Genomic DNA, 24680 nt, shown 5'->3' with positions numbered 1-24680 from the left:
CCTCCTCCTTCTTCTTGCTCGAATGTCCGTCTTCGCCTTAGTGTTGAAGACCGAACAGGTAATAGACAAGCGCCACAACAAAAGCAGCCACCGTTCCGAACACGACGACGGAGCCAGCGAGCTTGAACATGTTGCCCCCAACGCCGAGCACAAGTCCCTCACTGCGATGCTCCAAGGCTGCCGAGCACATCGAGTTAGCGAATCCGGTGACGGGAACGGCTGAACCCGCTCCGGCCCACTGCGCGATTTTGTCATACACTCCGAAGCATGTCAGGATGACCGATACCAAAATCAACGTCACCACCGTCGGATTGGTTGCCTGCTTCTCGCTCATATGGAAGAGCGTCATGTACATCTGTTGTATGGCTTGTCCGATTAGACAGATCGTGCCGCCGACCAAAAAAGCCCGTATGCAGTTTTTGAATACGGACCGGGACGGCTCACGCTGTTTGGCAATTTGTTTGTACTCCTGCTCCGACAGGGTCCAATTCCCCAGCTTCCATTTTGCGGACTGGGATTTGCTTGAAGCTGCCATGCCCCCACCTCCTGCGTCAAACTATACTATGGTTCTATTTCATTCCATCACAGTATTTGTCTTTTCGATTCGGAATATGTCTAGGCATGCCAATCGTTAAAATGTAACATTTTGTATATGAAGCAACAGGAGGCAGCACAAGGCAAGCAGCACAAACAGCACAAGGGCCAGACAGTCAAATGACGAAACATTCGGCTTCAAAGTTCTCCATCCTCTCCAATAATCGTCTGTGCCGCATCAAAGTGCATGGGCATAGGTTAGTGTATGCATGAGGGAAGAAAGCGTTCATCCCATCTCTCCTCGGTAAGCGAAGCGTGCTGCGTTGCAGGCGGAGGATTTCATCTGTAAATTGGTGTACAATGCGATCAAGCGTCGGCTTCACTCTTGGAATCGTCCTGCTCAATATTGTCGAAATATTCGAAATGCTCAACCTAAGAATGGAACAGAAACAGTACAGAAAGAAGGAAAGCTGCGCGCTGACGCAATGGGTGCAGGCAGGCGGCGTGCTGCTGTATGTCGGCGATGGCAGCGATGCATATCATGGCGTGCGCGAATGGTGGAGTGAAGGCCAGCATTCGTATGCCAATCCGGCTCACCATCTCTTAGAGACGATAGGCGTGCCACTGGAAGCGCCACCAGAAGGTGAAGCCTTGATTACGCATGTCGGCAAAGGCGCGTTCGCCTATCTACATGAGCATCCGGCGGCATTCTCCTCGTCAGAAGCCGGAGCGGATCGGCTGCGCGAGACGGTGCTGGCTGCGCTGCAGTCCGTTCACGGCGCTGACGCGCGGTGGGATCGCAGCCATGCGCTTATCGCCTGCCGCGGTCCTTACGTGGCGGCCGCCGTACTGGACGAAAGCGTCAGCGCTGAACCCGTCCGGTTAGAGGGGCCTTTCGTCGACCTGTTCGACGGCCGACTCGCCGTACGTGCGCACGTAGTAATCCAGCCGGGCGATCAAGCATTGCTGGTCGACCTTAATCATGCGTACGCGGCAATGAGTGAGCGCCCCGTGCTGGTAGCGGCCGCGGGACGGGTAACGGAGCTGCCTGCCGACAGCAGCACGAATGAAGAGCCGCTCCGCACCTGTCGCTACACCGTGCGCGGGCCGGAGGGTGTGCGCGCTGTGCTGCGGTTTGCCGCCACGGTCGCTCCCGAACGGGTGACGGTCGAACGGAACGGGCAGCAGCATCCTCATGAATGGGAGTGGGATGCTGCATCCTCCACCTTTACCGTTTCGTTTATGCACCCCGCAAGCGGGGTGCGTTTAACGGTGGAAATGGCCGGAGCCTAATATCGTACAAGCAACAGATGCGCTTAGCATCCAAGCAATGCTGGCAACGGTCGATACACCATAACAACGATGCAAATTGCCCCCCGAGGATCTTCCTCAGGGGGGGTTATGTTCTGCATTGATCTCTTTGCTCCATTCTCCCCTACCATCAGGAAGTGCCACGTCAGACGCGTTAACGGCATATCGGAGGCTTGCGGTTATCTTCGGTGAACTACGACTCTCTTCGGTTCCTCCCTTTGCCCACTATCCCCTTATGTCAGTGAACAGGCTCTTTGGGACTTCATTTATAATTACGGGCAATACAGAGGGAATTATATAAACACACCCATGTGATTGAAGGCATAAGTTCAATATTCGTCACCCTATCACGTTCTCTGATTTTTTCCGCGTTCAGCTCTGTAGTGATCTCATTCCTGAACGGGTCAATCTCTAAGCAGTATGCTCCCTGAGCGCATGGGAGAATGAGCATAAGCGACTAAATACGTATGTTCAGCGTCAACCATGTACACTCAAAAGAAGCTGGTGCACCATTATTAAACCGCTTGCCTTGATTTGTATATCGCTTTATTGTAGACGTGGGGATCAAGCTAAATTTTTGGTCATATATTGGGTCGTATAATCAATTATTTACATAACAACTGTACATCGTTGATGGGAAAAGAGGGTTAACATGATCACAATTGAAGGCATTCATCACGTTAGTTTGAATGTGCGGGATTTACGCCGCTCCAAGGATTTTTATGAACGGATTCTTGGACTGCAGGAACTCCCTCGTCCTGCCTTTGATTTTGAAGGCGCTTGGTACGCGATTGGCACAACAGATCAACAGCTGCACCTCATCGTCTACAAAGGGGAGACACTGCGTACAGGTGAAATCGACACAAAGGATGGACATTTTGCACTCAGAGTTTCCAGTTATGAAAATACGCAAAAATGGCTTGATCAATGCGGGATAACCTACACAGCAAAACCGTATGGCAAAGCAGGTTTCCCGCAAATCTTCATCCTCGATCCGGATCAAAATATTATTGAATTGAATGCTGAGCGGCTTGAGGAAAATTGAGAACTTCATCTCTAAGATCAAAAAAGTGCCTCGCTCCCGCTCGCATGAGCCAGAGGACGAGACACTTCATTCCTATTCCTGTGTGAACCGAAATCTGCCGAACCGTTCGGGAACGTGGAAGTTGACGGCGCCGGTCGGGGACCAAGCGGTATATTCACGCGTTCCCAGCTCATCCTCGTCGATGCGGAACAAGTTGATGCGCCATTCCGTCCCTGTATGCGGCGTAGCCTGCAAATCGGAAAATGCGATGGCGTATTCGTAAATGACCCGGCGCTCAGGCTGAGATACATAAGCGACGGATGTACCTAATTGCTGTGCATCCCATTCCGGATGGAATACTTTCGGCTCGCCTGGATTGTTCGTTATGTATGAATCGAATACGACGTTATGCGGACTGAGATTGAATTCGTAATAAGCCCGGCCCTCACCGGCCGTGTCGATGAAGCATTCGACCACGTCAGCTTCAAATAAAGGATCGTCGCGTTTCGTATACGGACTGACCACGCAATCATCCTCGCATTCAAAGCGGATATGCAGTGTCGTATCCGTCCAGCACGATCGGATGGCGGTGCGCATCCGCGGCACTGCTCCAGTCACCACATCCGCTAGCTCTATCGCTGCGATCCCGGTCCAATCCGGAGCGTCTCCGCTAATGTACATACACCGATATTCCGGAAGCGGCGGCAATGTCGGCTTGCCTTCCTGCTTTATTTCACTACTTTCATCCTGACTTGCATTCATGTTGTTGTCTCCCCTCGTTGCAGCAAAATGCTTCTTGCCTTGCAATTACTTGCCCATTATAGCAAATTTCAATTCTCAAGTAATAGTTGGAGCAGGCAGCCGTCCAAGGGAGACGCGATATGGAAGAAGATTACGTCAAGCCTTTCGCAGGAAGTGAATAACGGCGCTGGGAAAGGAAACCCCCGCGCTGACACCTCAGGTTGGTATCAGGCAGGGACTCGGTCAAATTCGGCCTTTATTTTTATAAAATTCATGATACAGCTTCATGAGCGCCCGTTTTTCAATCCGTGATACATAGCTGCGTGAAATGCCTAATTCCTTGGCAATCTCCCGCTGGGTGCGTTCGTCCCCGCCTCCATCCAGACCGAAGCGTCCCCGAATAACTTCTTGCTCCCGTTCGTCCAATATATCCAGATTGCGGTATATTTTACTCTTTTCAATTTTCAACTGTACCTTTTCGACCACTTCATCACTTTCTGTTCCGAGAATGTCAATTAATGTAATTTCGTTCCCTTCCTTATCTGTCCCGATTGGATCGTGGAGCGATACATCTTTGCGTGTCTTTTTCAGTGAGCGCAGGTGCATTAAAATCTCATTTTCGATACAGCGCGCGGCAAACGTCGCAAGCTTCGTCCCTTTATTCGGTTGAAAGCTCTCAATCGCTTTGATCAGTCCGATCGTGCCGATGGAAATCAAATCTTCCAAGTCTTCGCCAGTGTTGTCAAACTTCTTCACAATGTGTGCCACCAATCGGAGGTTGTGCTCAATAAGCGTATTGCGCGACTGAGCGTTGCCTGCTGCCATGAGCTGCAAATGCTTCATTTCATCCTCTTCGGCCAGTGGCTGCGGGAAGGCGTTGTTCTTTACGTAGGACACAAGGAGCGACAATTGCTTGATGAACAAGACAATCGTCGCAAACAATCCGGTCATGCCATGCCACCTCCAGATGTCTGACGACGTTCTGTATTTCTCCCAACACAGTTATACATTGTATGTGGGCGGCGGCCTAGAAGTGCATGTACGAAAATGAATCGCTTTAAAAGTCCGGTGATTTAAGTCAAGTTCATCTCTTAATCGTTGTAAATACGGTGTAAGTCTCGTATTTGAGACACGCTGTAGAATACGATTCATCAAGATTCCAAAGTAAACCAACAGGAGAATGTGTACCTATTCCAAACACTTTTCCAGCAAAATATGCACCACTGTTCATGCAATCTAATCATGTTGCTGTTGAAAATTCACAGATTACCAGACTGAATCAGGATACCCGCTCCATACTCTGGTAATTTTACTGTTAACAAAAATTTCACTCAAGGAACTATACAAGCCTCGGGCAAACTCCAACTTTCTTATAGTGGGTATGCTGAGACGCAGTCGAACAGGGCACGATTGAGGAAGCTGAGGTTCATTGGGAGCTTTGGAAAACACCTTATCTTGGTTAGAGTAACTCTCATTCAAAGAACACCACAGATTACGATAGAAAGCATTTTAATGGAAGCGATACAGTCTCACCAAACTAATATTGAAAAGTATTTTTCAGTTTGAAGATGTTTGCAGCAGAGTCTGAAAGATATCTCATATACGGGGATAATATCAGATTATAAAGGTATGTTTTCAATAACATCATGGAAAGCAAAGAACAGCAAGCTCTTGTCTCTCGGGACATCAGCTTGCTGTTTACGCACCGCTCAGAAGTGACTGCGGTTGAGTCTCTAATACATTCATGTCATGGCGGAATCGTAATGCTCCATGCTTTTTCAATCCACGCATCCGCGTAGGATGCGACTTCTCGTTCGCGGTTATTCCGCATCACGCAAATAAATTTCAATTCACGCATCCGCGTAGGATGTGGTGCTAGACTCAATATTGGACACGGAGAACCGAGAATGCGAAAATAAAATCATTCTTAATCGAGGTGTCCGACATGACGAAAAAGTACGACAAAGAATTCAAGTTGCAAACCGTTCGACTCATTCAAGAAGAAGGAAAGGCCATGCGTGATCTTCAGAAGGGGATTCGTGATTTGGAAGAGGAGAACGAAATCTTAAAAAAGGCGATGCACTACTTTGCAAAAGACCGCGCTGATCTATCAATTTATTCATGATCACCGCTTCAAGCTCCGTGTCGTGAAGATGTGCACCGTATTTGGAATCTCCCGAAGCGGTTATTATGATTGGACTCGGCGAAAAGAAAGCAAGCGTAGCAAACGCCATGAGTGGCTGAAAAAGAAAATTCGCCGCATTTTTCTTGACAACAAGCATCTTTACGGAAGCAGGAAAGTCTGGGAAACCCTAAAGAAGCAAGGGATAGAGGTAACCGAGAAAACTGTTGCTCGTATCATGAAGGAACTGGACCTTAAATCTCGTACGGTCAAGAAATATAAAGCGACTACGAATTCCAAACATAACTTGCCGGTCGCCGCAAATGTGCTGAACCTACAGTTTCAAGCGAGTGCGCCTAACCAGATCTGGATGACAGACATCACTTACATCCCAACCGATGTGGGGTGGCTTTATTTAGCCAGTGTCATGGACTTACACAGCCGTAAAATCGTAGGATTTCATATGGATGAACGAATGACCAAGTCACTTGTGATCAAGGCGCTAGATCAAGCCTACCGAGTTCAAAAGCCACGCGGCGAAGTTCTCCATCACTCTGATCGCGGAAGCCAGTATGCTTCTCAGGAGTACCAGGAACGGCTTAAAACGTATAAGATGAAAGGCAGCATGAGCCGTAAAGGGAATTGCTATGATAACGCTTGTATCGAGTCGTTCCACAGTGTACTGAAGAAAGAACTCGTTTATTTAGAGAAGTTCAAGACCCGCAAAGATGCTAAGGCTCGGATTTTTGAGTACATTGCTTGCTTCTACAATGGGAAACGAATCCATTCCTCAATTGGGTATTTTACACCCAATCAATACGAACGTATGTACCGTTCAGCTGCGTAATTCTCTCGATTCTTTGTGTCCAATCTATTGACAGTAGTCCAATGCGACCTCTACTCAATTCATGCAACTTTCAACGAAGTTAATTTCAATCCACGCATCCACGTAGGATGCGACCCTCCACGTACTCAACTGATTAACCTTGTGCGCATAATTTCAATCCACGCATCCACGTAGGATGCGACGCCGCCCAGTTCCCCCGCCCGATCTTTATAGACACGATTTCAATCAAACGCATCCACGTAGGATGCGACTCCGTTCGGTATAGCATAATTCCGTCGCATGTTCCATTTCAATCCACGCATCCACGTAGGATGCGACATAGGAGGGTGACTAAAATGGTTTACGCACTAGTATTTCAATCCACGCATCCACGTAGGATGCGACTGAAATTAAGGCTAGGATAAAATGATTGGTAAGATTTCAATCCACGCATCCACGTAGGATGCGACTGTTTCCGTGGCATACCATTCTCAACCTCCTTGTTAATTTCAATCCACGCATCCGCGTAGGATGCGACGACATCTTCATACATTTTCACCATAGTAACAGTTTATTTCAATCCACGCATCCGCGTAGGATGCGACACGGCTGCTCCCATGGTGGAGTGTCATCGTTGGAAATTTCAATCCACGCATCCGCGTAGGATGCGACGAGAAATTCCCGTATTTACGCAAGATTTATGATATTTCAATCCACGCATCCGCGTAGGATGCGACTTGTAATGTTTCTCCCAATCAAACCCGTTGTCTGATCATTTCAATCCACGCATCCGCGTAGGATGCGACTTGTTCGGCGGACCAATCGAACATTTCCGCTTGGTAACATTTCAATCCACGCATCCGCGTAGGATGCGACACCTTTCTATTCCAAGATATAGCCACCCATAATGATTTCAATCCACGCATCCGCGTAGGATGCGACTATGTCTTCTCATAGCTATCTCTCCTTTAAATGTATTTCAATCCACGCATCCGCGTAGGATGCGACTTTTTGTTTTTTGCGTGCTCCTCCAAGTCAAAACATTTCAATCCACGCATCCGCGTAGGATGCGACCCTGATCATTTATTTCTATAGACTTCTTGCCATCACGATTTCAATCCACGCATCCGCGTAGGATGCGACTTGGCCACCCCCTCATAATCCCAAGCGCTTGGATTTCAATCCACGCATCCGCGTAGGATGCGACTATCCTTGATGTGCTCGTTTGGTCACCAGCTCCAGTAATTTCAATCCACGCATCCGCGTAGGATGCGACTACGTCATACAAAGATTCAGTGACGGGTAAGACATTTCAATCCACGCATCCGCGTAGGATGCGACCCTGGCTCAAATGGATTCATCCTGAGATGGCTGTAATTTCAATCCACGCATCCGCGTAGGATGCGACAGCGAAAAATGATTGTGACAATCACATTTCGTTCTTAATATGATTTAATTAATCAAAATACCTATAGAATCAGTCTAAAAGTAGGTCTTTTTCATTTTTGTGACAAACCACAAAATGGATTTTACCTATATTATAGAAAAAACTTGGTGCGAATCCCCCGGGGATTTCATGTGCACTATACATTCGCACTAGATAATTAGTGGCCCCTCCATATCAATTGATTCTTTTACGCCGATATGCTCAACCTTGTTTTTATAGTTGTTCCCCAATTGATAGAAGCGTAGGCTGTCTTCCTTTTGATCTATAATATCCGCCAATTGAATCTTCAGGCTGGCGAATTGAGCAGCGTCTACATTACATTCAAAGACGGAGTTTTGAACTCTCTGGCCGTAGTTCTGGCACAGTTTTGAGACTCTGCGCAGCCTTCGTTGGCCCGCACTGGTCGTTGTCTTTACATCATATGTGATTAACACTAGCAATCTAAACACCTACTTCCATAGAAATGGAGGGTATTCATCCAGATCATTGCGCAAATAACGCGCCAGCAACAATGCTTGGGCATGTGGCACTAAGCCCCAGCTTATTTTCTCACCTAGATACGGGTGCATGATTTTCTCTTGTTTTTTATTTTGCCATGCCGTCAAAAATTTCTTCCTGGCCTCATCTGTCATAAGAACAGCGCCATTTTCCTTTGTATAAAAATCATCTTTGTTCACGATTTTCTTATTGATCATCGTTAGAACAAATTTATCTGCATAGATTCCCCGCAATTCTTCCATAACATCCAACGCCAGTGAAGCCCGTCCCGGACGATCCCGATGCAGGAACCCAACATATGCATCCAGCCCAACCGCTTCCAGGGCAGCTGCCATATCATTCGCTAATAACGTATATGCAAGGGACAGCATCGCATTCACTTTATCCAACGGTGGTCTGCGTGAACGGGAACGAAAATAAAAATCGTCTGTCTGCTGCAGAATCATTTGACCCAACGCCTTATTGTAACTGACCGCAGCCTGTCCTTCCAAGCCTCTTAACCGCTCCAGATCCTCACACTCTCTCACTTCCAGCATAAGGGATGATAACTGCCCGGAAATCTCCTTGAACTGAGCGACATCTATCCTTAGCGGGTAGTCTCTCGTCATTCGTTCAATCATCCATTTATGATTGAAAATTTTGGCCACTATAAAGTTGCGTGCAATTTGGGCTGACGAAGTCTCATTCTCGGAGACAAGATATTGTTTTTTTCGCAGAACAACGTTCCCTTTGCTCTGTCCAATGACACGCGCCAAAAACCGCCCACTCATCGTCATAAAGGTGATCGCTATATTCCGATCCGCACAATACCCCATCAACGCAGGACTTGCTCCTGTATAACCAAAAGCGACGATAGCTTCCAGATTGTGCAACGGAAGACGACCCAGCTTCTCTTCTCCCTTCAGCAGCACAATATTGTCCCCGTCCAATGCCATATAAACGTCCGGCTGGTTTACATATAACGTGTTAAGAAGACGCTTCATCCCTGATCTTCCCCTCAATATAACTTTTTACCGTCCGTTTATTCATCAGAGCTGGGAGACAGATGGACTGCAGCGAGCAGTTTTTGCAATATGGCCCGCCTTTTACTTTGGGTGTATGGTTGCGCTTGTAATAATCATGCATCTCCGCTGCGACAACTCTGACCCTCTGCTTCACATCATCCGTAAGCGGAACTTCAATTCGATGCTTCAACTCTTGATAAAAAATATATCCGGTCTGTACATCGCACAACAGCATCTCTTCCAGACAGAGCGCTTGCGCAGCCAGTTGCAATACATCTGATTCATCCGTCTTCGGCTTGCCGCGCTTGTACTCAACAGGATAAGCGATATATTTGCCTTCAGCCCCACGAATCTCTACTCCGCAGCTGTCTTGTACGAACTCGACCACATCGCAGATACCTGCCAATTTCAATTCATGCGACTTGACAGACATAGCGCGAACGACAAGCTTGTCGCCGCGCTTTTCCCTCGTGAACGGTTGATCTGCATTGCGATGGAGATGTTGCCCTTCGATCGTCTTCACATTTTCTTCCCATTGCTGTTCTATGTGAATCAACGCCCATTGCCGCTTGCAGAATTGAAAATGCTGGATGCCCGATAGCAATAAGTAGTTGTCCTCATCATTATAGGCCATCGATGATCTCAACCTTCAGCCCTTCCAGCTCGTTCAGCGTAATGTCATAGTCTTCTTCAAAGGATTTTGGTTCTTCCTTGTTTTTGCTGACATGCAATGAGCGGTGCACTTTCGCGGATGAATATTGACCCAACTTGGAGCTATGCTCCCACCAATATACCTTGTGCACTTCCATACTTCCTTCCGGTCTGGCGGAAGAAGCGTCATTTTCGAACAGTGTAACAAGCGTCTGCTTGATTTTCTCCGCATCTTCCGTAGTGAAGCCTGTCTTTTCCGCCAACTGCGTATTGATGCTGCCGTAAAATACGTACACGCCGAAGTCTACGCGGTGCTTCATCCCCATCGTATCCGACCCTCTCTCCTTGCCTGGCTCCGAGTTGACGCTCTTTGTAATTTGCATACTCGTAATATCAATCGGATCAACGCTCGTTGCCGTATGTATCGACACCGGACCGCGCACACCAACAGAGACCCCTTTATCTCCACTGCCCTTGAAGGCAAATACCTGGCCGAAGCTGCGGACATCGATCCACTGCTCGCAAGCGATTTTCGCAAACTCTTCGCCGGAACCGTCTTTTTGTTTTAATATTTTCGCCAGTGCCTCGTTTGCTTCTGCGCGCTCGCGCAAGCTTTTAAGCTGATCATCATTTCTATCATTGGACTGGACAAAAATAGGCTCGCCGAGATCTTGCAGCCGGTTTCGAATTTTCCGTTTCAGCGCCACATCCGACACTTCACCATGACCGTCATAGTTTTGACGCGGCCGGTTGCCGTTTAACGGATCGCCGTTCGGATTCGCTTTCGTGACTGAGAATACGACCGCAAAATCAATTTTATGATCGAGAATTGTCATTGTTCGTTCGCTCCTTCGTTGGATTGTTGATTTTGATTGGTTTCACTTTTCTTACCTTGGTAATAATCATGTCTTTGGCTAAAGTACCCTAACACATATTTTCCGGATAAAGACCTGTCATCAAAATCCTTAAACTCGAATTTATCTATAATTTCACCCATCAATCTCAACAGATCCGTACATTTCGCCCCTAAGCGCATCTGATACGGATGCAAACTCGATTGAATCACCTTCCATGTCCGCTCTGGATGTTGCACAAACGAATTCATATAGCGAATCGCATTCGTTGCGCGCGTCTCTTCCGAACCTAGCGCACGCCGTTCCAAAATATCAGCCACCGCCAGCAATCTCCCAAACAAATAGCTTCGGTCCGTATTCTCCTTGTCCAGCGCCACCTGGAACCCCTCCTTCTCATAAGCTTTATTGACTAACGAGCAAGCAATGCTCAGCGTCTTCTCCCATTCCCACTTCTCCATCGCCACCGGATTGGACGCCCGGCGAACGACGCTATTCACAATATCCGCCGGAATTTTGACGCCGTCGACCATGCACGGCAGCATGCGTTCCATCAGCCCTTTTATGAGCTTGTCGCTGGCTGAAGAACCGTAAGCGGCATAAGCAATATCTTTCGTCGCCGGTGTGCCGAAAAATTGAACATAATCACCATTCTCATCTTTGCGATAACGGTGCAGCCATACACAACTGGAATGCCATTCCACCAGCTTCTCAAAATAATGCTTCTTGTCCAGATTACGATAATAGAGCACCGCCATGCGCCCGGTCGTGGCAGAATCAAGAATCAACAGGTTCACAGCGGGATTCGTAATCGACAGCTTCTGTCCTGCTCCATACCCAGCCAGGGCGCTCCCAATGTCCCGCGCCAGCCCTTCGTTCGTGAAAGACTCCCTTTTATGCGCCGCGCTTTGTTCCGGAAATAGGGCAAAGGTATCCTCTCCGGGACCCGGCACGTCTACCGCATCGTTCGACCACACGAGAAATACGCGCCCATCAATGATTTTCCCTTGGCGGTTAATCAGCCATTTCAGCGCATTATGGGCTTTTTGCGATACCTCATAGCTAATGCCCGCCGCTTCCTGGCTGCTGCTGAACCGGCCCCGGAACGTAAAGCCGCTTGTATCGCTGGCCGAGATCAACTTCGCTTTGTCTGCCGGATTTCGTATTTTGTTCGCATGCTTGTCCGTACCTGGCACCAATTGACCCGTCACATAACACAGCTTGTTGTTGCTCAGCTTGCTGTTATAGTAGCGGATGAACGAATCATAGACCTCCGGATCTTTCCACACTTCCTTAAGCGGCCGAACCGGGGAGTAGACCGTAAAACGAATGAATGCGCTTTCTTGTTCGCCATTGAGCACGCCAAACAACGGCGGTTTCTCGTCACCGTATTTTTTATCCCATTTCCCAAGCAGACACCCGTTCCCATCGAGGGACAACAGGTTCTCTTTTTCGACCAGATCGCGAACGAGCCTTTTTTTATTCAGGTACGTAAAAATACTGGCCACATGAGGATGGCAAAATGGCGATAAAGCCCATTCTTCCAGCTTTTCGATATAGGCTTTGAACTGATCCGCTTTCTTGGCTTGTCCGCCATAGTTAATGTAGTCCCCAGCCACATAGCTTAGCTTATCATGCAACGGATAAGGAAATACGGCAGTCCCCGAACGGCTGGAGGAGTCCTCTGTGCACGGAATCAAAGTACTGGCATCGCTCTTGTCAACGACGATGGCTGAATGGAATTCTCCGTCTTCCGTAACACGAACTTCAATATGCGCCGTCTGTGTCGTATGAGAAATCGGAAGCAGCGTAAATTCCTGCCCGTTATGCTTCTTCTCGACAACCCCGACCCGATCAAGGTTCAACTCATACGTCTCATATAATTGCTGCAACCAGCTCATCGGCTTCCCTCCGCTTCCAGCCGAGCCTCCAGTTCCTCAACCGCCTCGTTCTCCCCTGCCGCGAACCGCTTTGGCTCCATCTGCGCCACAGGGCGAACAAGCTTGCATTGTTCCGGCGTGATAAACTCAATGATGCCATCCTTCATGACCGGGTTCCATAACCTCGTCTCCATCTGCTGCCTTCCTGTCTCGTCGGGATAGTTAATGCCGTGCACCATCGTTCCGAGATGAAGTTCGCCATAATTGTCATAGAAGCCCTCTCCTGCGCCAAACTCGCATGGTTCTACGTAACCTTGACATTCTCTTGCTCCCAAGAAAATATCCCGGCGTCCTCCCGCCCGCAACGCGCGCTTCAAAATATTGTGGTGTTTATTTTCGTCGCGATCATACTCCAAGTCCGGCCGATTCGGGTTGAACACGAAATGAGCCCGGCATTGGTAGCGAACATCCTTCAAATAGGAATAGTACGCAAGCGTATTTCCTCCTCCATAATCAATCGGCCGGACTCCTTTGGACTCCATCCGAATCGGGTTCATTACGCGAACTGCATCCACAATAAAAAGAATCGTCGGCTTCCAATAAATAGATTCCGAAATTCCCTTTAAGGCCTGAAACGTCGGGACTGGATATGACATCTTCTCCCCGCCCAGTTTCGTTAACGGATCTGTAAACAACGCGTAATTCCCAAACACTTCGAACTCAATGCTGTTGCGTATCAACGCGCCGCCTCCTTTCCATAATTTTCCTACATCTTTTATACTATACTCTCTTCTTAACAGGGTCAATATTAATCTAATAAAATATTATATGAATTTTTTGTTTCAGACCTGAACAGAAAATCAAAAAATGTCCGCATTCTCAAATGCCTTAGTTATGCTATAATAGCTTATATTGTCGCTAGAATAGCGCGGATTGAAAAATATAGTATTTTATTAGGAGCCTATCTGTAAAAGATAGGCTTCACTCTTTTAGAAACAACCTAAAAATCCCATGGCGCTGTCGCTGTTCAGCTCAACTCCAAAATACTCGCTGTAGGCTCCCTCTTTCAATACGAACACCTTTCCGTCCAGACAACTCTCCAGTCCGCCGCTGCGATCCAACTGGCGGAGATCGTGTTCATACAGGTTGACCGTGAATTGCTGCGCCTGCTTCAGCAGACGCGTCAAATCATCGATCGTGCCGCTTCCGTTCAGGTCGGCAATCACTTTCTTGCCTCCCTCTCCATAGGGAGCAATGACAGCACGGGTATAATCGTCAATAACATGAAAATATTTCGCCGCGGTGCCATAGCTATTGGCGAGAACTAGCGGCAGCCATGTGTCCTTCGCCTTCTCCTCTTCCTTCTTCTTGTGATAGGCCTGGAAATAGCTGTCCGTTTCATACCGTCCGGCATATAGCAAGTCCGTCATATTTTTGTACAGCTTAGGTACAAAATTATTCAAATCCGCTTCCATCCTCATATAGAACCTCTGAAAATAAAATTCCATCGCCTGCTGCGACAATAAATGGCCTCCATGCGCCGCCGCATCCCGCTTCATATCGACAAGCATCGTGCGTGTGAGTTCCTTGCCAATTTGAATCTCCTTCAAATGCTTCAGATTCTCTTCCGCGTGGTCGATAATGTAGACGTTCCGGATCTCATCCTTCCTATGCCGATTGCACCGTCCCGCCGCTTGCGCGATCGAATCCAATCCGGCTAGGGAGCGTATAACGCACTCGAAGCTGACATCTACTCCGGCTTCAATCAACTGCGTGCTGACGCAAATCACTTTTTCCTCGGCCTCAAGATGCGCCCTTACTTTTTCTAAAATGGCAGACCGGTGGGCGGCACACATCGACGTACTCAAATGATACAAAAAGATTTCCTCGTCCTCGCCGAACTGATGCTGTTCCCGCATCGCCTCCAACCGCTCATACAACGACTTAACGACCGACTTCGTATTCAAGATGACCAGAATATTGCCTGCTTCCTGAATAGTGTCCTGGACAAAGCATGCCAATTCTTCCGTACTCCAGGCCCGCTCGGTAGCTTTATCGATCAAATCAACACGCTTGAACGCATCAATTACCTCATCGAGATTGCTTATCATCTCAGCGTCCTCTGCCAATTCCAGCTTCTGCTCCACGAACTGCAGCGCTGGCTGCGTCGCCGTACACAGCACGATACTGGAGCCGCCATACTCCTTCAAAAAGTTCAGCGCCTGGTTGAACAGCGAAATGCAATGCGTAGGCACCTTCTGCACTTCGTCAAATATAATGACGGCATCACACAAGTTATGGAGCCTCCGTATGTTCCGGCTCCCGTGCGCAAAAAACACGTTCAGAAATTGCACCATCGTCGTAAAAATAATCGGCGCATCCCAATTGTCCTTAGCCAGGTTCGCCTTTTGCCGCACAGTCAGCGCCAGCCCGTCCTGATCCTCGTCGTCTTCCTCCACCTCGACTTCTACGACGTTGGAATGATGCTCCAGGATATTCGCTTCATCTTGCAATATTTTTCGTACCGTAGCTGCATTCTGCTCAATAATCGTCGTAAAAGGGACGACATAAATAATCCGTTTTTTGTCAAAGGTTAACGCGTGCTTCAAGGCATATCTCAAGCTGGCCAGCGTCTTGCCGCCCCCAGTTGGAATCGACAACGTATAAATAGAAGACGGCTTCGCGGCAAAACGTTCGCATAGCTCGGACATTTCGCTTCGCAACAGTGCAATCGGCGTATGGGCGTCCTTCTTTTTCTTAAAAGAATGAATCTGCTCCATCAGCCTTTCATAATAACTTGAAAACAATTCTTTAGTGTTCCGTTCCGGCTCGTCCGGCTCTCCCATCTCAAACCATCTCGTGTTCGTTCGATCAGCATCAATTAATGCGCTAAATACGAACTTCGTCAGGAGCATAAGCTTCAGTTCTATAGTTTTGGCAGGTACTCTGGCCAGAAATTGTTCCACTTCCGCAGCGGCCTGATCCACATATCCCTGGAACTCCTGCTCGCTCATGACATGTGTAAAAAAGGCTTCGACGCTCTGATCAAACTCCTCCAACTTTTTGCAAGCAACCCGCCTCAAATAAGGAGATTCCAAATCCGGATCCAGAAAATCATGCAAATAGGAATGATGCGAAATAATCGCATTGCCTACAACCTCAGCCAAAATCGCTTTATAAGGCGCTTTCGCATCCGCATGAAAACGATCATAAAGCAACCGCCCTCCGGCCGTAGAATGATCAACATCCCCCCGACGCAGCCGATCCTCGGCTCCGCTTACAGCCTCCAATATGTATGTCCTGAACTTCTCCGTATATTTCCCCATATCATGAAGCATGCCCGCCAGCCCGGTGACATGAGGAATATTCAATTTTTTACCGTACTCTTCCGCCAGCGTCTTCACTTCCAGCAAATGCCGTTCCACGGTTTGCACCTTCTTATCGCTCGCCCGAATATGAGCAATTGATTGCATTTCAGCACCCCTTTCTACAACGCTCATAGTTACTGTACCGCACACATGGTGACAACTATATGTTAGGGAACTTATATTCAGGATGATGCATTAGCTCGGAAGCCTCGCATTTGTCGGCCCGTTCCTGCGCCGATATGCCAGGGTTCGCCTGTATGGCTATGACCATTTTCATCAGCCGAATCATTTTATCCGACATCGTTGTACTCTCCTCCAGATGCTATCATAAGATCCTATAAATATTGGATATTCGACATCATCTATAGGTCTACCTGCCTACTCCTGCAAATAAACAGGACTAAACAACCTCTTCCTCTTTAACAATGTATAGAGATTTGGAATTGCCTATATTTTTATACCATTTTATTAGGTGTTGTACATCCTCTTGGGAAGCGCCGGTAAATACGTATTCCTTTGCTTTCGATGGCGAATCTATTACGAGCTCAATCTGGAAAATACCGAATAAATATTGAATCCAAGTTTGACGAGAGGTTATCGATTGAACCGCTTTGCGCTGTACATAGACTGTGGTTCGCGTAAGACCCGGTTTCGCGATCACACATTGATTGCCATGAACTTCCCATAGCGTTCCCGAATATTTTCGGCTCCCCCGCCAATATATCGCTGCCGCGAACGGGATCGTCAACCATGCCCACGGAGACAAAATTGCGGCGACTAAGATGACAAGGCTTACAGCAATGACCGGCAGCCACACAAAATATATCGCCTTTCCCGCTGGTAAATTGCGCTGCGGGTTCACGATTGTAAATTCGGGCAACAGCATCTCCAATGCAGCATGCATCTCTGACCTGTGGATCGCGGGCAGTAGCAGTTTTACCTTCTTCTCCCCTGCATACCCAACGCAATCCATCCAGATGGACACATAACCAAAATAACGACTAAACAACTGCTCCTTGACCCGGATCGACTGAATCTTCACAGTATGGAGGGAGGTTGATTTCCTCTCATACCATCCGTACTGGATATGAATATAGGAACTGTCTCGGATAACGGACCATTTGTGATAGCGAATTTGCATCATGACCAAAGACAACAACCAAGACGTGAATACGCACAAGGCAATAATGCCAAGAAGCTTCCACCAGGAAATAATAGACCACAGCAAGATAGATAGACCAATGACGACAGCCACCCCATATACCCAATAAGGCTGTTGCCTGTGCCGGCTTGATCTCCCTGAATAACAAGAGAGTATAGGGGATGATCATATAGCGGATCGTTCGATACAAATGTACGGCAATCTTGATCGGATGCTGTCTATGGATTGTACGCATCAGTCTCACCTATTTTCGCCAGTTCAATGACCTGGCGCCGCAGTTTATTCGCATCATCTTCCAATAAACCGACGATGCCAGTCGCATCACCTGCCGTTACGATAACGACTTCCGATATGCCCAGCTTTTTCTGGATGACGTCCTGTTCAATATCTACATGCTGAACACGGCTAAGCGGAATAACCGATGAATTAACGGACCATATGCTGCCCCACCGAATCACAATTTCATCCTTTGTCAGAACGTAACTTCTTCGGGCATAGCTGAAGCGAACTCCATATATGATATAGAATAAGTCCTTGCTCCAATGAAGCAAAAGATAAAAAGCAGAAACATATATAATCCACTTCCATTGGGGCAGCCACATCAAACAAACGATGATAGGAATGATTGCCAGCGCAGTCCGCTTCAATGCAGAGAAAAGACGTTAATTCGCCAATATAGCAACACATTTGGATGCAATTGTTGCTGCTCGCTAACTGTCGTATTCATAGCTGCGTACATCCTCATATTCCTTCGTATTGATACTCTAAGTTCTATTATGGTTGAAGAAAGTGACAACAGCCTGTCGGAGAACGTATGTTCTACAAAAAAACAAGCATCCCACCCCCACGTCATCTTTTGACACGGGGGTAGATGCTTTTTTTGGTTTCATAATGTTTTCTACGCGTCCGTGCAAGATGCGACGCTCAATGTGCGCTTGAGCGGTCCACGAATGCGAGTTGGATGCGACTTTTGCTTGATTTTGTTCACCTTTTTGGGCTAGCAATTTCAATCCACGCATCCGCGTAGGATGCGACACGGCTCAAACCGAAGCAGCAGCCTAAGCCATCGGCATTTCAATCCACGCATCCGCGTAGGATGCGACCTCGGCACCGTCGGCGGCCAACATCGAGTATTACGCATTTCAATCCACGCATCCGCGTAGGATGCGACGCCGTCATAGATTCAACGAATCGCCGCGTGATGTTTATTTCAATCCACGCATCCGCGTAGGATGCGACAGCGAATTTTGAGAATGAATGGATGATTTTCTCATCAACATTCGAACATAAGCAAGCATCATTCAGATACAATCAGTTTTCCATCTTTTACTTACACGATAATGCATACTTGATATAAAATCAATTTCACCACGAGCCAAAGTAGATTGCTTCGTTTGCTTCCTATGACGCTAACTCTCCTGAGATAAGTCCTAAAATATGGCCAACTCCAACTTCTCCAAAAACGGATCGTTGCCACAATCTCTTCCTAACCGTTTGACTCTTTCATTAAATAATTGCTCTTGGTGCAAATTTATCATTAATTTCCTCCCATCTATCGATCCCAATTTTAGGAAAATTACAAAATAAAACTTTTTTCAACAATAAAAAAAAGGATCCCTGCCATAAGGATCCTCTTGGTTTTCTCAAATTCTATGCTCTCCTTAACGCTTTACAAAGATGTAGCTAAATCGAACGCATGATCCGGGTCGTCCGTATCATGCATTTCCAACCATTTGTCAATATTCCCTTCGTAGCGGATTTTTCCTTTATGAAGAAGGATCATGTGGCAATCAAGATGCAACAGTTCGTTCAATTGGTGCGTGGAAATCACCACTATCTTTTTCCGTGCTACTAAATGATTAACTAGATTGAAAATCCTTTTTCTTGACGTCGGATCGACTCCGCTCGTCGGTTCATCCAACAAATATAATTCCCTCTCGATTTGTGTAAGCATCATAATAAACAACCATTTCCGCTCGCCAACCGACATTTTACCGATTTTCAGATCCCACAGCTTCAGTAATAATTCCTTCTCCCTTTCATCTTCAGATTTCATGTAATCCAAGGGTTGGGAGCTTGCCGGCTGATTGCCGATCCGCTTTATAAACTTCAGGAAATCCTTCCCTTTCAATTCCGGTGAGAAAAAAACGGATTGTGTAACGTATAAAATATCGTCCATCCTAGGAAAAACCATATTGCCAGCTTGTGGACGCAAAATGCCTGATATACAGTCGAACAATGTTGTTTTCCCCGCCCCATTCGGGCCGACCAACACGTTAATTTTGTCCGGATGCAGGCGAAAACTGACATCCTCAAACAAAACCCTTTTTGCTTTCTTGTATGTAAAGGTAATATGTTCTGCCTTCATACCATCCCTCCTGCCTTCCTTATCTTTGTACATACGAGATGAGGTTCATTTTTTTGAACGATAGCGTTCCAACGAGTAAATAGAGGAAACCAACTGCTATTAGCGAAAAATGAACCGTACCAAAGCTAATAGCCTTATTCATTTGATATACAAAGCTAAACGGATTTAACAGGTTCCAAATAGAAGATAAATGTTCGTCTTTAAAGGCCAAAATAAATAATGGGTATAGAATGATGTTAATTACAGTACCAAGATTGCCTATTTTCAGCGGAAGTACGGTTAGTAAAAGAGTAAAAAGCCCGAAAGGGATGCTTACGCATATTAATAAAAATGATTGGACGATGAGATCAATGGAAAATACATGGAAATAAAGTCCCACAATTAAATTATAAAGCGAAAGACTAAGCAAACTAAATATGATCTGAGTCAGAAAAGTAGCGATAACAAATGGAGATTTACTCCCGGAGATTAAAACGTACGTCTTCAACAGCCCATATTCTCGCATTCGGGCAAGCTGTAATCCAATTCCATTTACAAACGATGCAATGATAATATAGCACCAGAACCACTTCATATACCAAATCTTGCTATCATGAATCGATAGACTGTCCGTGGTACTTTTTTGAAAAAAAAGCGTTATAATCACAGGAAGTGCCACCGTCCACAGGAAAACAACCTTCTCTGACAGGAGGATTTTTAAATTCAAGACCGTAAATCCATAAATTTTTTTGAACATGATTTCACTTCCTTCTCTTCAGTTCGATAGGAGTATTGAGTAAGAAGGCTCATCGTGGAGTTAGTTACTTGCAAAAGTATTCAGGTTTTCGACCGTTAATTCTTCAAATAATGCGAAGTATTTATCAAAATCAAATACATCAAAATGTTTCTCTGTTTCTATGCCTAGTAGTAAACGCTTACCCGATTCTAGCATTCGGTACTGATTATTTTCCGAACTGAATATCATATGACTCTTTATTGTATTAATTGCTCTTAAGTAATCACCGTCAGAAATACCTTTCTGAACCACATGATATACAGTATTTTCAAAAATGCTTAATATTCTATCGATGTCATTCTCGGATGGGCTTGAAAGTTTAAACAGTAATATCCCCCCTTCTCTATATAAAACAGGGCTTGCTAGTAATGAGTATACTAATCCCTCTTCGCCGCGCATTTTTTTTGCTAGTATGGATCTCGACCCAATCCCAAGTATTTGGACAAGCGTCAATAATTTCACGATGTCCTTATGTATATAAGAAATTGTTGGGTAACCAAAGCAAAAATAATTTTGATATGTCCGTCTATAAATAATTTGCTCTGCTGTCGTGATGATAAGCTCTGGAATCAAACGTTTATTATTTTTTGTTTTTTTCTAATATTACTTACAATGCACTTTATTTTCTCGATTTGCATGTCACCATTTACTTTGCCTGAGATTGTGATTACCATTTCTTCGGTGGAAAAATGATCATCATAGTTGACTACTGGGATGTACTTGCCGCCGAATCATTTCAATCCACGCATCCGCGTAGGATGCGACGCGCGCGATCATCCGGTTTTCGACCTGCTCTATACCATTTCAATCCACGCATCCGCGTAGGATGCGACTATACGGCTTTCTTGAGTTTGGTCTTAGTATCAGATTTCAATCCACGCATCCGCGTAGGATGCGACACTTTGAATCGGACGACCCCAACCTTCCTGGTGAATTTCAATCCACGCATCCGCGTAGGATGCGACCCTTGGCATCTTCCAGATTGTCGGTTCTTGTAAGATTTCAATCCACGCATCCGCGTAGGATGCGACAATCCGCTGCTCTTCTTCCCAGTCATCCGGTTTATTTCAATCCACGCATCCGCGTAGGATGCGACACTGTATCTATATATCGACCTCAGGCGTGTATCTCATTTCAATCCACGCATCCGCGTAGGATGCGACGAATTACTTAAGCATCGAATACATCAACAATCTTATTTCAATCCACGCATCCGCGTAGGATGCGACGAAATGAACTTGGATTATATCTATGATTCATCGGAATTTCAATCCACGCATCCGCGTAGGATGCGACTCATACGTCTTTCCGTCGACAGATATCGGGCGCGATTTCAATCCACGCATCCGCGTAGGATGCGACTTGTCTGAGGTTACTACAAAGACGGATATCTATTATCCATTTCAATCCACGCATCCGCGTAGGATGCGACCAAGCTCGTCCTGTTCGACGAGGCTGTATATGAATTTCAATCCACGCATCCGCGTAGGATGCGACGGCGGAAATATTGCGATCAGGCTCCCGGAGAAAGGCATTTCAATCCACGCATCCGCGTAGGATGCGACAATAGGTATGACACTATGAGGACATTTAATCTCATTTCAATCCACGCATCCGCGTAGGATGCGACTAGGGTTGTGAAAGACGGGCGGCGGATCGAAAAAATTTCAATCCACGCATCCGCGTAGGATGCGACAGCGAAATTTGATAGTAACTCTCAATTCGCGCTATATAATCGAGCAAAATAATCAATTAAACGATTGAAAAAATCAAATCTAAAATTAATTACAAATACAGCAAGAAGAAACACCTATATTTTGGAAAAATTACGGTGCGAATCCCCCCGTAAATTCATGTGCACTATACATTCGCACTAGAGAATGAACCAATACTGCATCTATATCATCTATTTTTACATCCTACTATCTACAAATTACAAGTTACCACATTTTATAGGTTCATAATAGTACCCTTTATACGTGCGGACACGCCTTCTTTTTTCGTACCTGAGTTGTAAAATGGTGAGAGATCGATGTCCAGAGGAACATATTCCTGTTCTCCGGCTAATTCCAGCATGGGTCGTTAAAAGTAATTTTTTGGATTTTACAAGTTGAATTTTCATAAAAGCACCCCTCAGTTGAGAATAGAAACGAAACTTTTTCTTAAGATTCCTCTGCCCATAAGAAGATTTTTACATTTTACTATGGTAAAATGAGTAAAATGATTTTAAAATAATTGAGCGAACATATATGAAGATGGGAGGAATGGAAAAATTGAATGGTTGCATAACCTAACATTAGTAAAAAACAGATACGGAAAGACAAATCTGTCAGGACAATGGAAAGCGCTTACATAAAGGAGAGAGGTTATGAAACAATTAGCTTTATCAGCTTGGCGCAGCCTGTGGGCACAGCATAAGCGGACGAAAGACATCGTGTATGTTTTCTCTGATCGGAAGCAAGCAAAAACCGGATTTATACAAGCATCAGACAAGAGAGCCGATCAACATAACGAAGCTGAAAAACCTAATAACCCGTATTCAAGAGCTCAGTTAATTGGACTTATACTAGGACCTGTATTGTTTATCTTAACGATGTTATTCTTCCAACCAGACGGACTTTCTGCAGAAGGGAAAGCTGTGCTCGCCGTTACGTTATGGATTGCCACATGGTGGATTACAGAGGCGATTCCTATACCGGCTACATCACTGCTGCCACTCATACTGCTTCCTATCACAGGAGCGATGCAAGGCAGTGTGGTCGCATCATCATACGGCAACGATATTATTTTTCTATTCCTGGGCGGCTTTTTCATCGCCACAGCGATGGAAAAGTGGAATTTGCATAAGAGAATGGCTCTTTTTATTATCTCCATGATCGGTACTAGCACACAGCGCATCTTGCTTGGTTTTATGGCCGCAACTGGATTTTTGTCGATGTGGGTGTCCAATACAGCAGCTGTGATGATGATGGTCCCGATGGGTCTGGCGATTACGGCTCAGATTGCCAGTGCATTGAAAGGAAAGCCGGAAGAAGAGGATCTGCCGAAATTTGAGAAGTCCCTTATTTTTGGTATCGGCTATGCAGGTACGATCGGTGGACTCGGAACATTAATAGGTACTCCGCCCAATATTATTCTTGTGGCCCAAATGAATGAGTTATTTGGCATTACCATTTCATTTGCCCAGTGGATGCTGTTTGCCGTCCCCGTCGTCATTTTAATGCTTTTCTTCACATGGTTTTATTTGGGGAGACTGAAGTTCAATACATCGATCAAACAACTTCCAGGTGGACGAGATTTGATTCAAGGCGAGCGCAGAAAGCTTGGCAAGATATCTTTTGAAGAAGGTATGGTTGGTGGGGTCTTTGTATTCGCTGCTTTTATGTGGATCTCTCGTGAGTTTTTATGGGTAGAAAATGGGTTGATCATACAAATACCAGGTATCTCAGATGGGATGATTGCTATTATGGCAACCGCCCTTTTGTTTATGATTCCAGCTAAAGCAAAAACAAGCTCTCGTATTTTAAATTGGAGTGATTCAAAGGAAATTCCGTGGGGAGTGCTCCTGCTTTTTGGAGGAGGCCTGGCGATCGCGGCCGGATTCCGTTCCAGCGGCCTTTCTGCCTGGATGGGAGAACAGTTGACCATGCTCGATGGCTTTCATCTCATTGTCATTATTTCATGCGCTACACTTCTCATTATGATGCTGACAGAAATTACGTCGAATACAGCAACGGCAACGATGATATTGCCTGTTGTGGCAGCGTTGGCGATGGCCCTCGGCATTCATCCGTTCGCTCTTATGATACCTTGTGCCATGGCGGCTAACTGTGCCTTCATGCTGCCTGTCGGCACACCGCCCAATGCAATCATATTCGGTACGGGGAAAATAAAGATTATTGACATGGTCCGAGCAGGTTTTTCCGTGAACGTGTTTGCCACCATCATTATTATCCTTTCCGTTTATTATTTGCTTCCCATCGTCTTTGGAATTGATCTCAACGTTGTTCCTGAAAGTTTATTGAATAAGGCACAAGGCTAAGCTTCTATCACCTTCAAATCGTTTTTCTGAACGATGTTTATGCAACGATTTGAAGGTGATTTTAGTTTCTGTAACC

At 46.2% G+C, this 24680-nt stretch carries 19 protein-coding genes, 1 pseudogene and 2 CRISPR repeat arrays; of the genes and pseudogenes, 4 read left to right on the top strand and 16 right to left on the bottom strand.

Annotation, left to right across the window (positions count from 1 at the left end; translation table 11 throughout):
* Window positions 1–37: 37 nt before the first annotated feature.
* Window positions 38–535: a stage V sporulation protein AC gene (gene spoVAC / locus M3650_RS13650; protein ID WP_019422565.1), complete on the bottom strand. Its 498-nt coding sequence runs from the start codon at window positions 533–535 to the stop codon at window positions 38–40.
* Between the two features lie 437 nt (window positions 536–972).
* Here spoVAC and M3650_RS13645 point away from each other — a divergent pair, with 437 nt between their 5' ends.
* Together M3650_RS13645 and M3650_RS13640 are read left to right on the top strand one after the other, a co-directional pair.
* Window positions 973–1827 carry a hypothetical protein gene (locus M3650_RS13645; protein WP_251575463.1) on the top strand — a complete coding sequence of 285 codons (855 nt, stop codon included), beginning with the start codon at window positions 973–975 and terminating at the stop codon, window positions 1825–1827.
* A gap of 670 nt (window positions 1828–2497) precedes the next feature.
* Window positions 2498–2890 (top strand): VOC family protein, encoded by a 393-nt coding sequence (locus tag M3650_RS13640; protein ID WP_251575462.1) that lies wholly within the window; start codon window positions 2498–2500, stop codon window positions 2888–2890.
* A gap of 72 nt (window positions 2891–2962) precedes the next feature.
* On the opposite strand, the gene M3650_RS13635 is transcribed toward M3650_RS13640, so the two are convergent.
* Window positions 2963–3631: a carbohydrate-binding family 9-like protein gene (locus M3650_RS13635; protein WP_251575460.1), complete on the bottom strand. Its 669-nt coding sequence runs from the start codon at window positions 3629–3631 to the stop codon at window positions 2963–2965.
* 222 nt (window positions 3632–3853) lie between these two features.
* The gene (sigK, locus tag M3650_RS13630) at window positions 3854–4561 is read right to left on the bottom strand and encodes an RNA polymerase sporulation sigma factor SigK (protein WP_019422569.1); all 708 of its coding nucleotides are present in this window, start codon (window positions 4559–4561) and stop codon (window positions 3854–3856) included.
* Window positions 4562–5555: 994 nt separating this feature from the next.
* Between sigK and M3650_RS13620 the strand changes: the two are divergent.
* Window positions 5556–6579: pseudogene (locus M3650_RS13620) on the top strand (IS3 family transposase).
* A 285-nt stretch (window positions 6580–6864) separates the two neighbouring features.
* A CRISPR array of direct repeats spans window positions 6865–7966; the repeat unit is 32 nt; unit sequence ATTTCAATCCACGCATCCGCGTAGGATGCGAC.
* A 188-nt stretch (window positions 7967–8154) separates the two neighbouring features.
* Here M3650_RS13620 and cas2 read toward each other — a convergent pair.
* The 13 genes from cas2 to M3650_RS13555 form a co-directional block, all read right to left on the bottom strand.
* Window positions 8155–8445, bottom strand: a complete 291-nt coding sequence (gene cas2, locus M3650_RS13615) for a CRISPR-associated endonuclease Cas2 (RefSeq protein WP_233695269.1) — start codon at window positions 8443–8445, stop codon at window positions 8155–8157.
* 9 nt (window positions 8446–8454) lie between these two features.
* On the bottom strand, window positions 8455–9486 hold the full coding sequence (gene cas1c / locus M3650_RS13610) for a type I-C CRISPR-associated endonuclease Cas1c (protein ID WP_251575456.1): 1032 nt from the start codon (window positions 9484–9486) through the stop codon (window positions 8455–8457).
* On the bottom strand, window positions 9470–10141 hold the full coding sequence (gene cas4 / locus M3650_RS13605; protein ID WP_251575454.1) for a CRISPR-associated protein Cas4: 672 nt from the start codon (window positions 10139–10141) through the stop codon (window positions 9470–9472). The genes cas1c and cas4 overlap by 17 nt, the downstream gene beginning before the upstream one ends.
* Window positions 10131–10994 carry a type I-C CRISPR-associated protein Cas7/Csd2 gene (cas7c, locus tag M3650_RS13600; RefSeq protein ID WP_251575450.1) on the bottom strand — a complete coding sequence of 288 codons (864 nt, stop codon included), beginning with the start codon at window positions 10992–10994 and terminating at the stop codon, window positions 10131–10133. The genes cas4 and cas7c overlap by 11 nt, the downstream gene beginning before the upstream one ends.
* Window positions 10991–12910 (bottom strand): type I-C CRISPR-associated protein Cas8c/Csd1, encoded by a 1920-nt coding sequence (cas8c, locus tag M3650_RS13595; RefSeq protein WP_251575447.1) that lies wholly within the window; start codon window positions 12908–12910, stop codon window positions 10991–10993. The genes cas7c and cas8c overlap by 4 nt, the downstream gene beginning before the upstream one ends.
* Window positions 12907–13626: a type I-C CRISPR-associated protein Cas5c gene (cas5c, locus tag M3650_RS13590; protein ID WP_251575634.1), complete on the bottom strand. Its 720-nt coding sequence runs from the start codon at window positions 13624–13626 to the stop codon at window positions 12907–12909. Before cas5c ends, cas8c begins: the two co-directional genes overlap by 4 nt.
* Window positions 13627–13878: 252 nt before the next feature.
* Window positions 13879–16362: a CRISPR-associated helicase Cas3' gene (gene cas3, locus M3650_RS13585; RefSeq protein WP_251575446.1), complete on the bottom strand. Its 2484-nt coding sequence runs from the start codon at window positions 16360–16362 to the stop codon at window positions 13879–13881.
* A gap of 55 nt (window positions 16363–16417) precedes the next feature.
* Window positions 16418–16558 (bottom strand): hypothetical protein, encoded by a 141-nt coding sequence (locus M3650_RS13580; protein WP_251575443.1) that lies wholly within the window; start codon window positions 16556–16558, stop codon window positions 16418–16420.
* Window positions 16559–16657: 99 nt separating this feature from the next.
* Window positions 16658–17512 (bottom strand): PH domain-containing protein, encoded by an 855-nt coding sequence (locus tag M3650_RS13575; RefSeq protein ID WP_251575442.1) that lies wholly within the window; start codon window positions 17510–17512, stop codon window positions 16658–16660.
* A gap of 125 nt (window positions 17513–17637) precedes the next feature.
* Window positions 17638–18021 (bottom strand): PH domain-containing protein, encoded by a 384-nt coding sequence (locus tag M3650_RS31965; protein WP_285848447.1) that lies wholly within the window; start codon window positions 18019–18021, stop codon window positions 17638–17640.
* 1067 nt (window positions 18022–19088) lie between these two features.
* Complete coding sequence (locus M3650_RS13565) at window positions 19089–19787, bottom strand: ATP-binding cassette domain-containing protein (protein ID WP_251575438.1); 699 nt, start codon at window positions 19785–19787, stop codon at window positions 19089–19091.
* Window positions 19788–19806: 19 nt separating this feature from the next.
* Complete coding sequence (locus tag M3650_RS13560) at window positions 19807–20523, bottom strand: hypothetical protein (protein WP_251575437.1); 717 nt, start codon at window positions 20521–20523, stop codon at window positions 19807–19809.
* Window positions 20524–20583: 60 nt separating this feature from the next.
* Window positions 20584–21135, bottom strand: coding sequence for an insulinase family protein (locus M3650_RS13555; protein ID WP_251575435.1), 552 nt, complete (start codon window positions 21133–21135; stop codon window positions 20584–20586).
* Window positions 21136–21295: 160 nt separating this feature from the next.
* Window positions 21296–22258: a CRISPR direct-repeat array (repeat unit 32 nt; unit sequence ATTTCAATCCACGCATCCGCGTAGGATGCGAC).
* A 672-nt stretch (window positions 22259–22930) separates the two neighbouring features.
* On the opposite strand from M3650_RS13555, the gene M3650_RS13550 reads away from it, so the two are divergent.
* Window positions 22931–24604: an SLC13 family permease gene (locus M3650_RS13550; RefSeq protein WP_251575433.1), complete on the top strand. Its 1674-nt coding sequence runs from the start codon at window positions 22931–22933 to the stop codon at window positions 24602–24604.
* Window positions 24605–24680: the final 76 nt, after the last annotated feature.

Origin of the sequence: Paenibacillus sp. MER TA 81-3, from assembly GCF_023713585.1 — a bacterium.
Classification (GTDB): Bacteria; Bacillota; Bacilli; order Paenibacillales; family Paenibacillaceae; genus Paenibacillus_B; species Paenibacillus_B profundus.
This window is presented reverse-complemented; position numbering and strand designations above follow the sequence as displayed.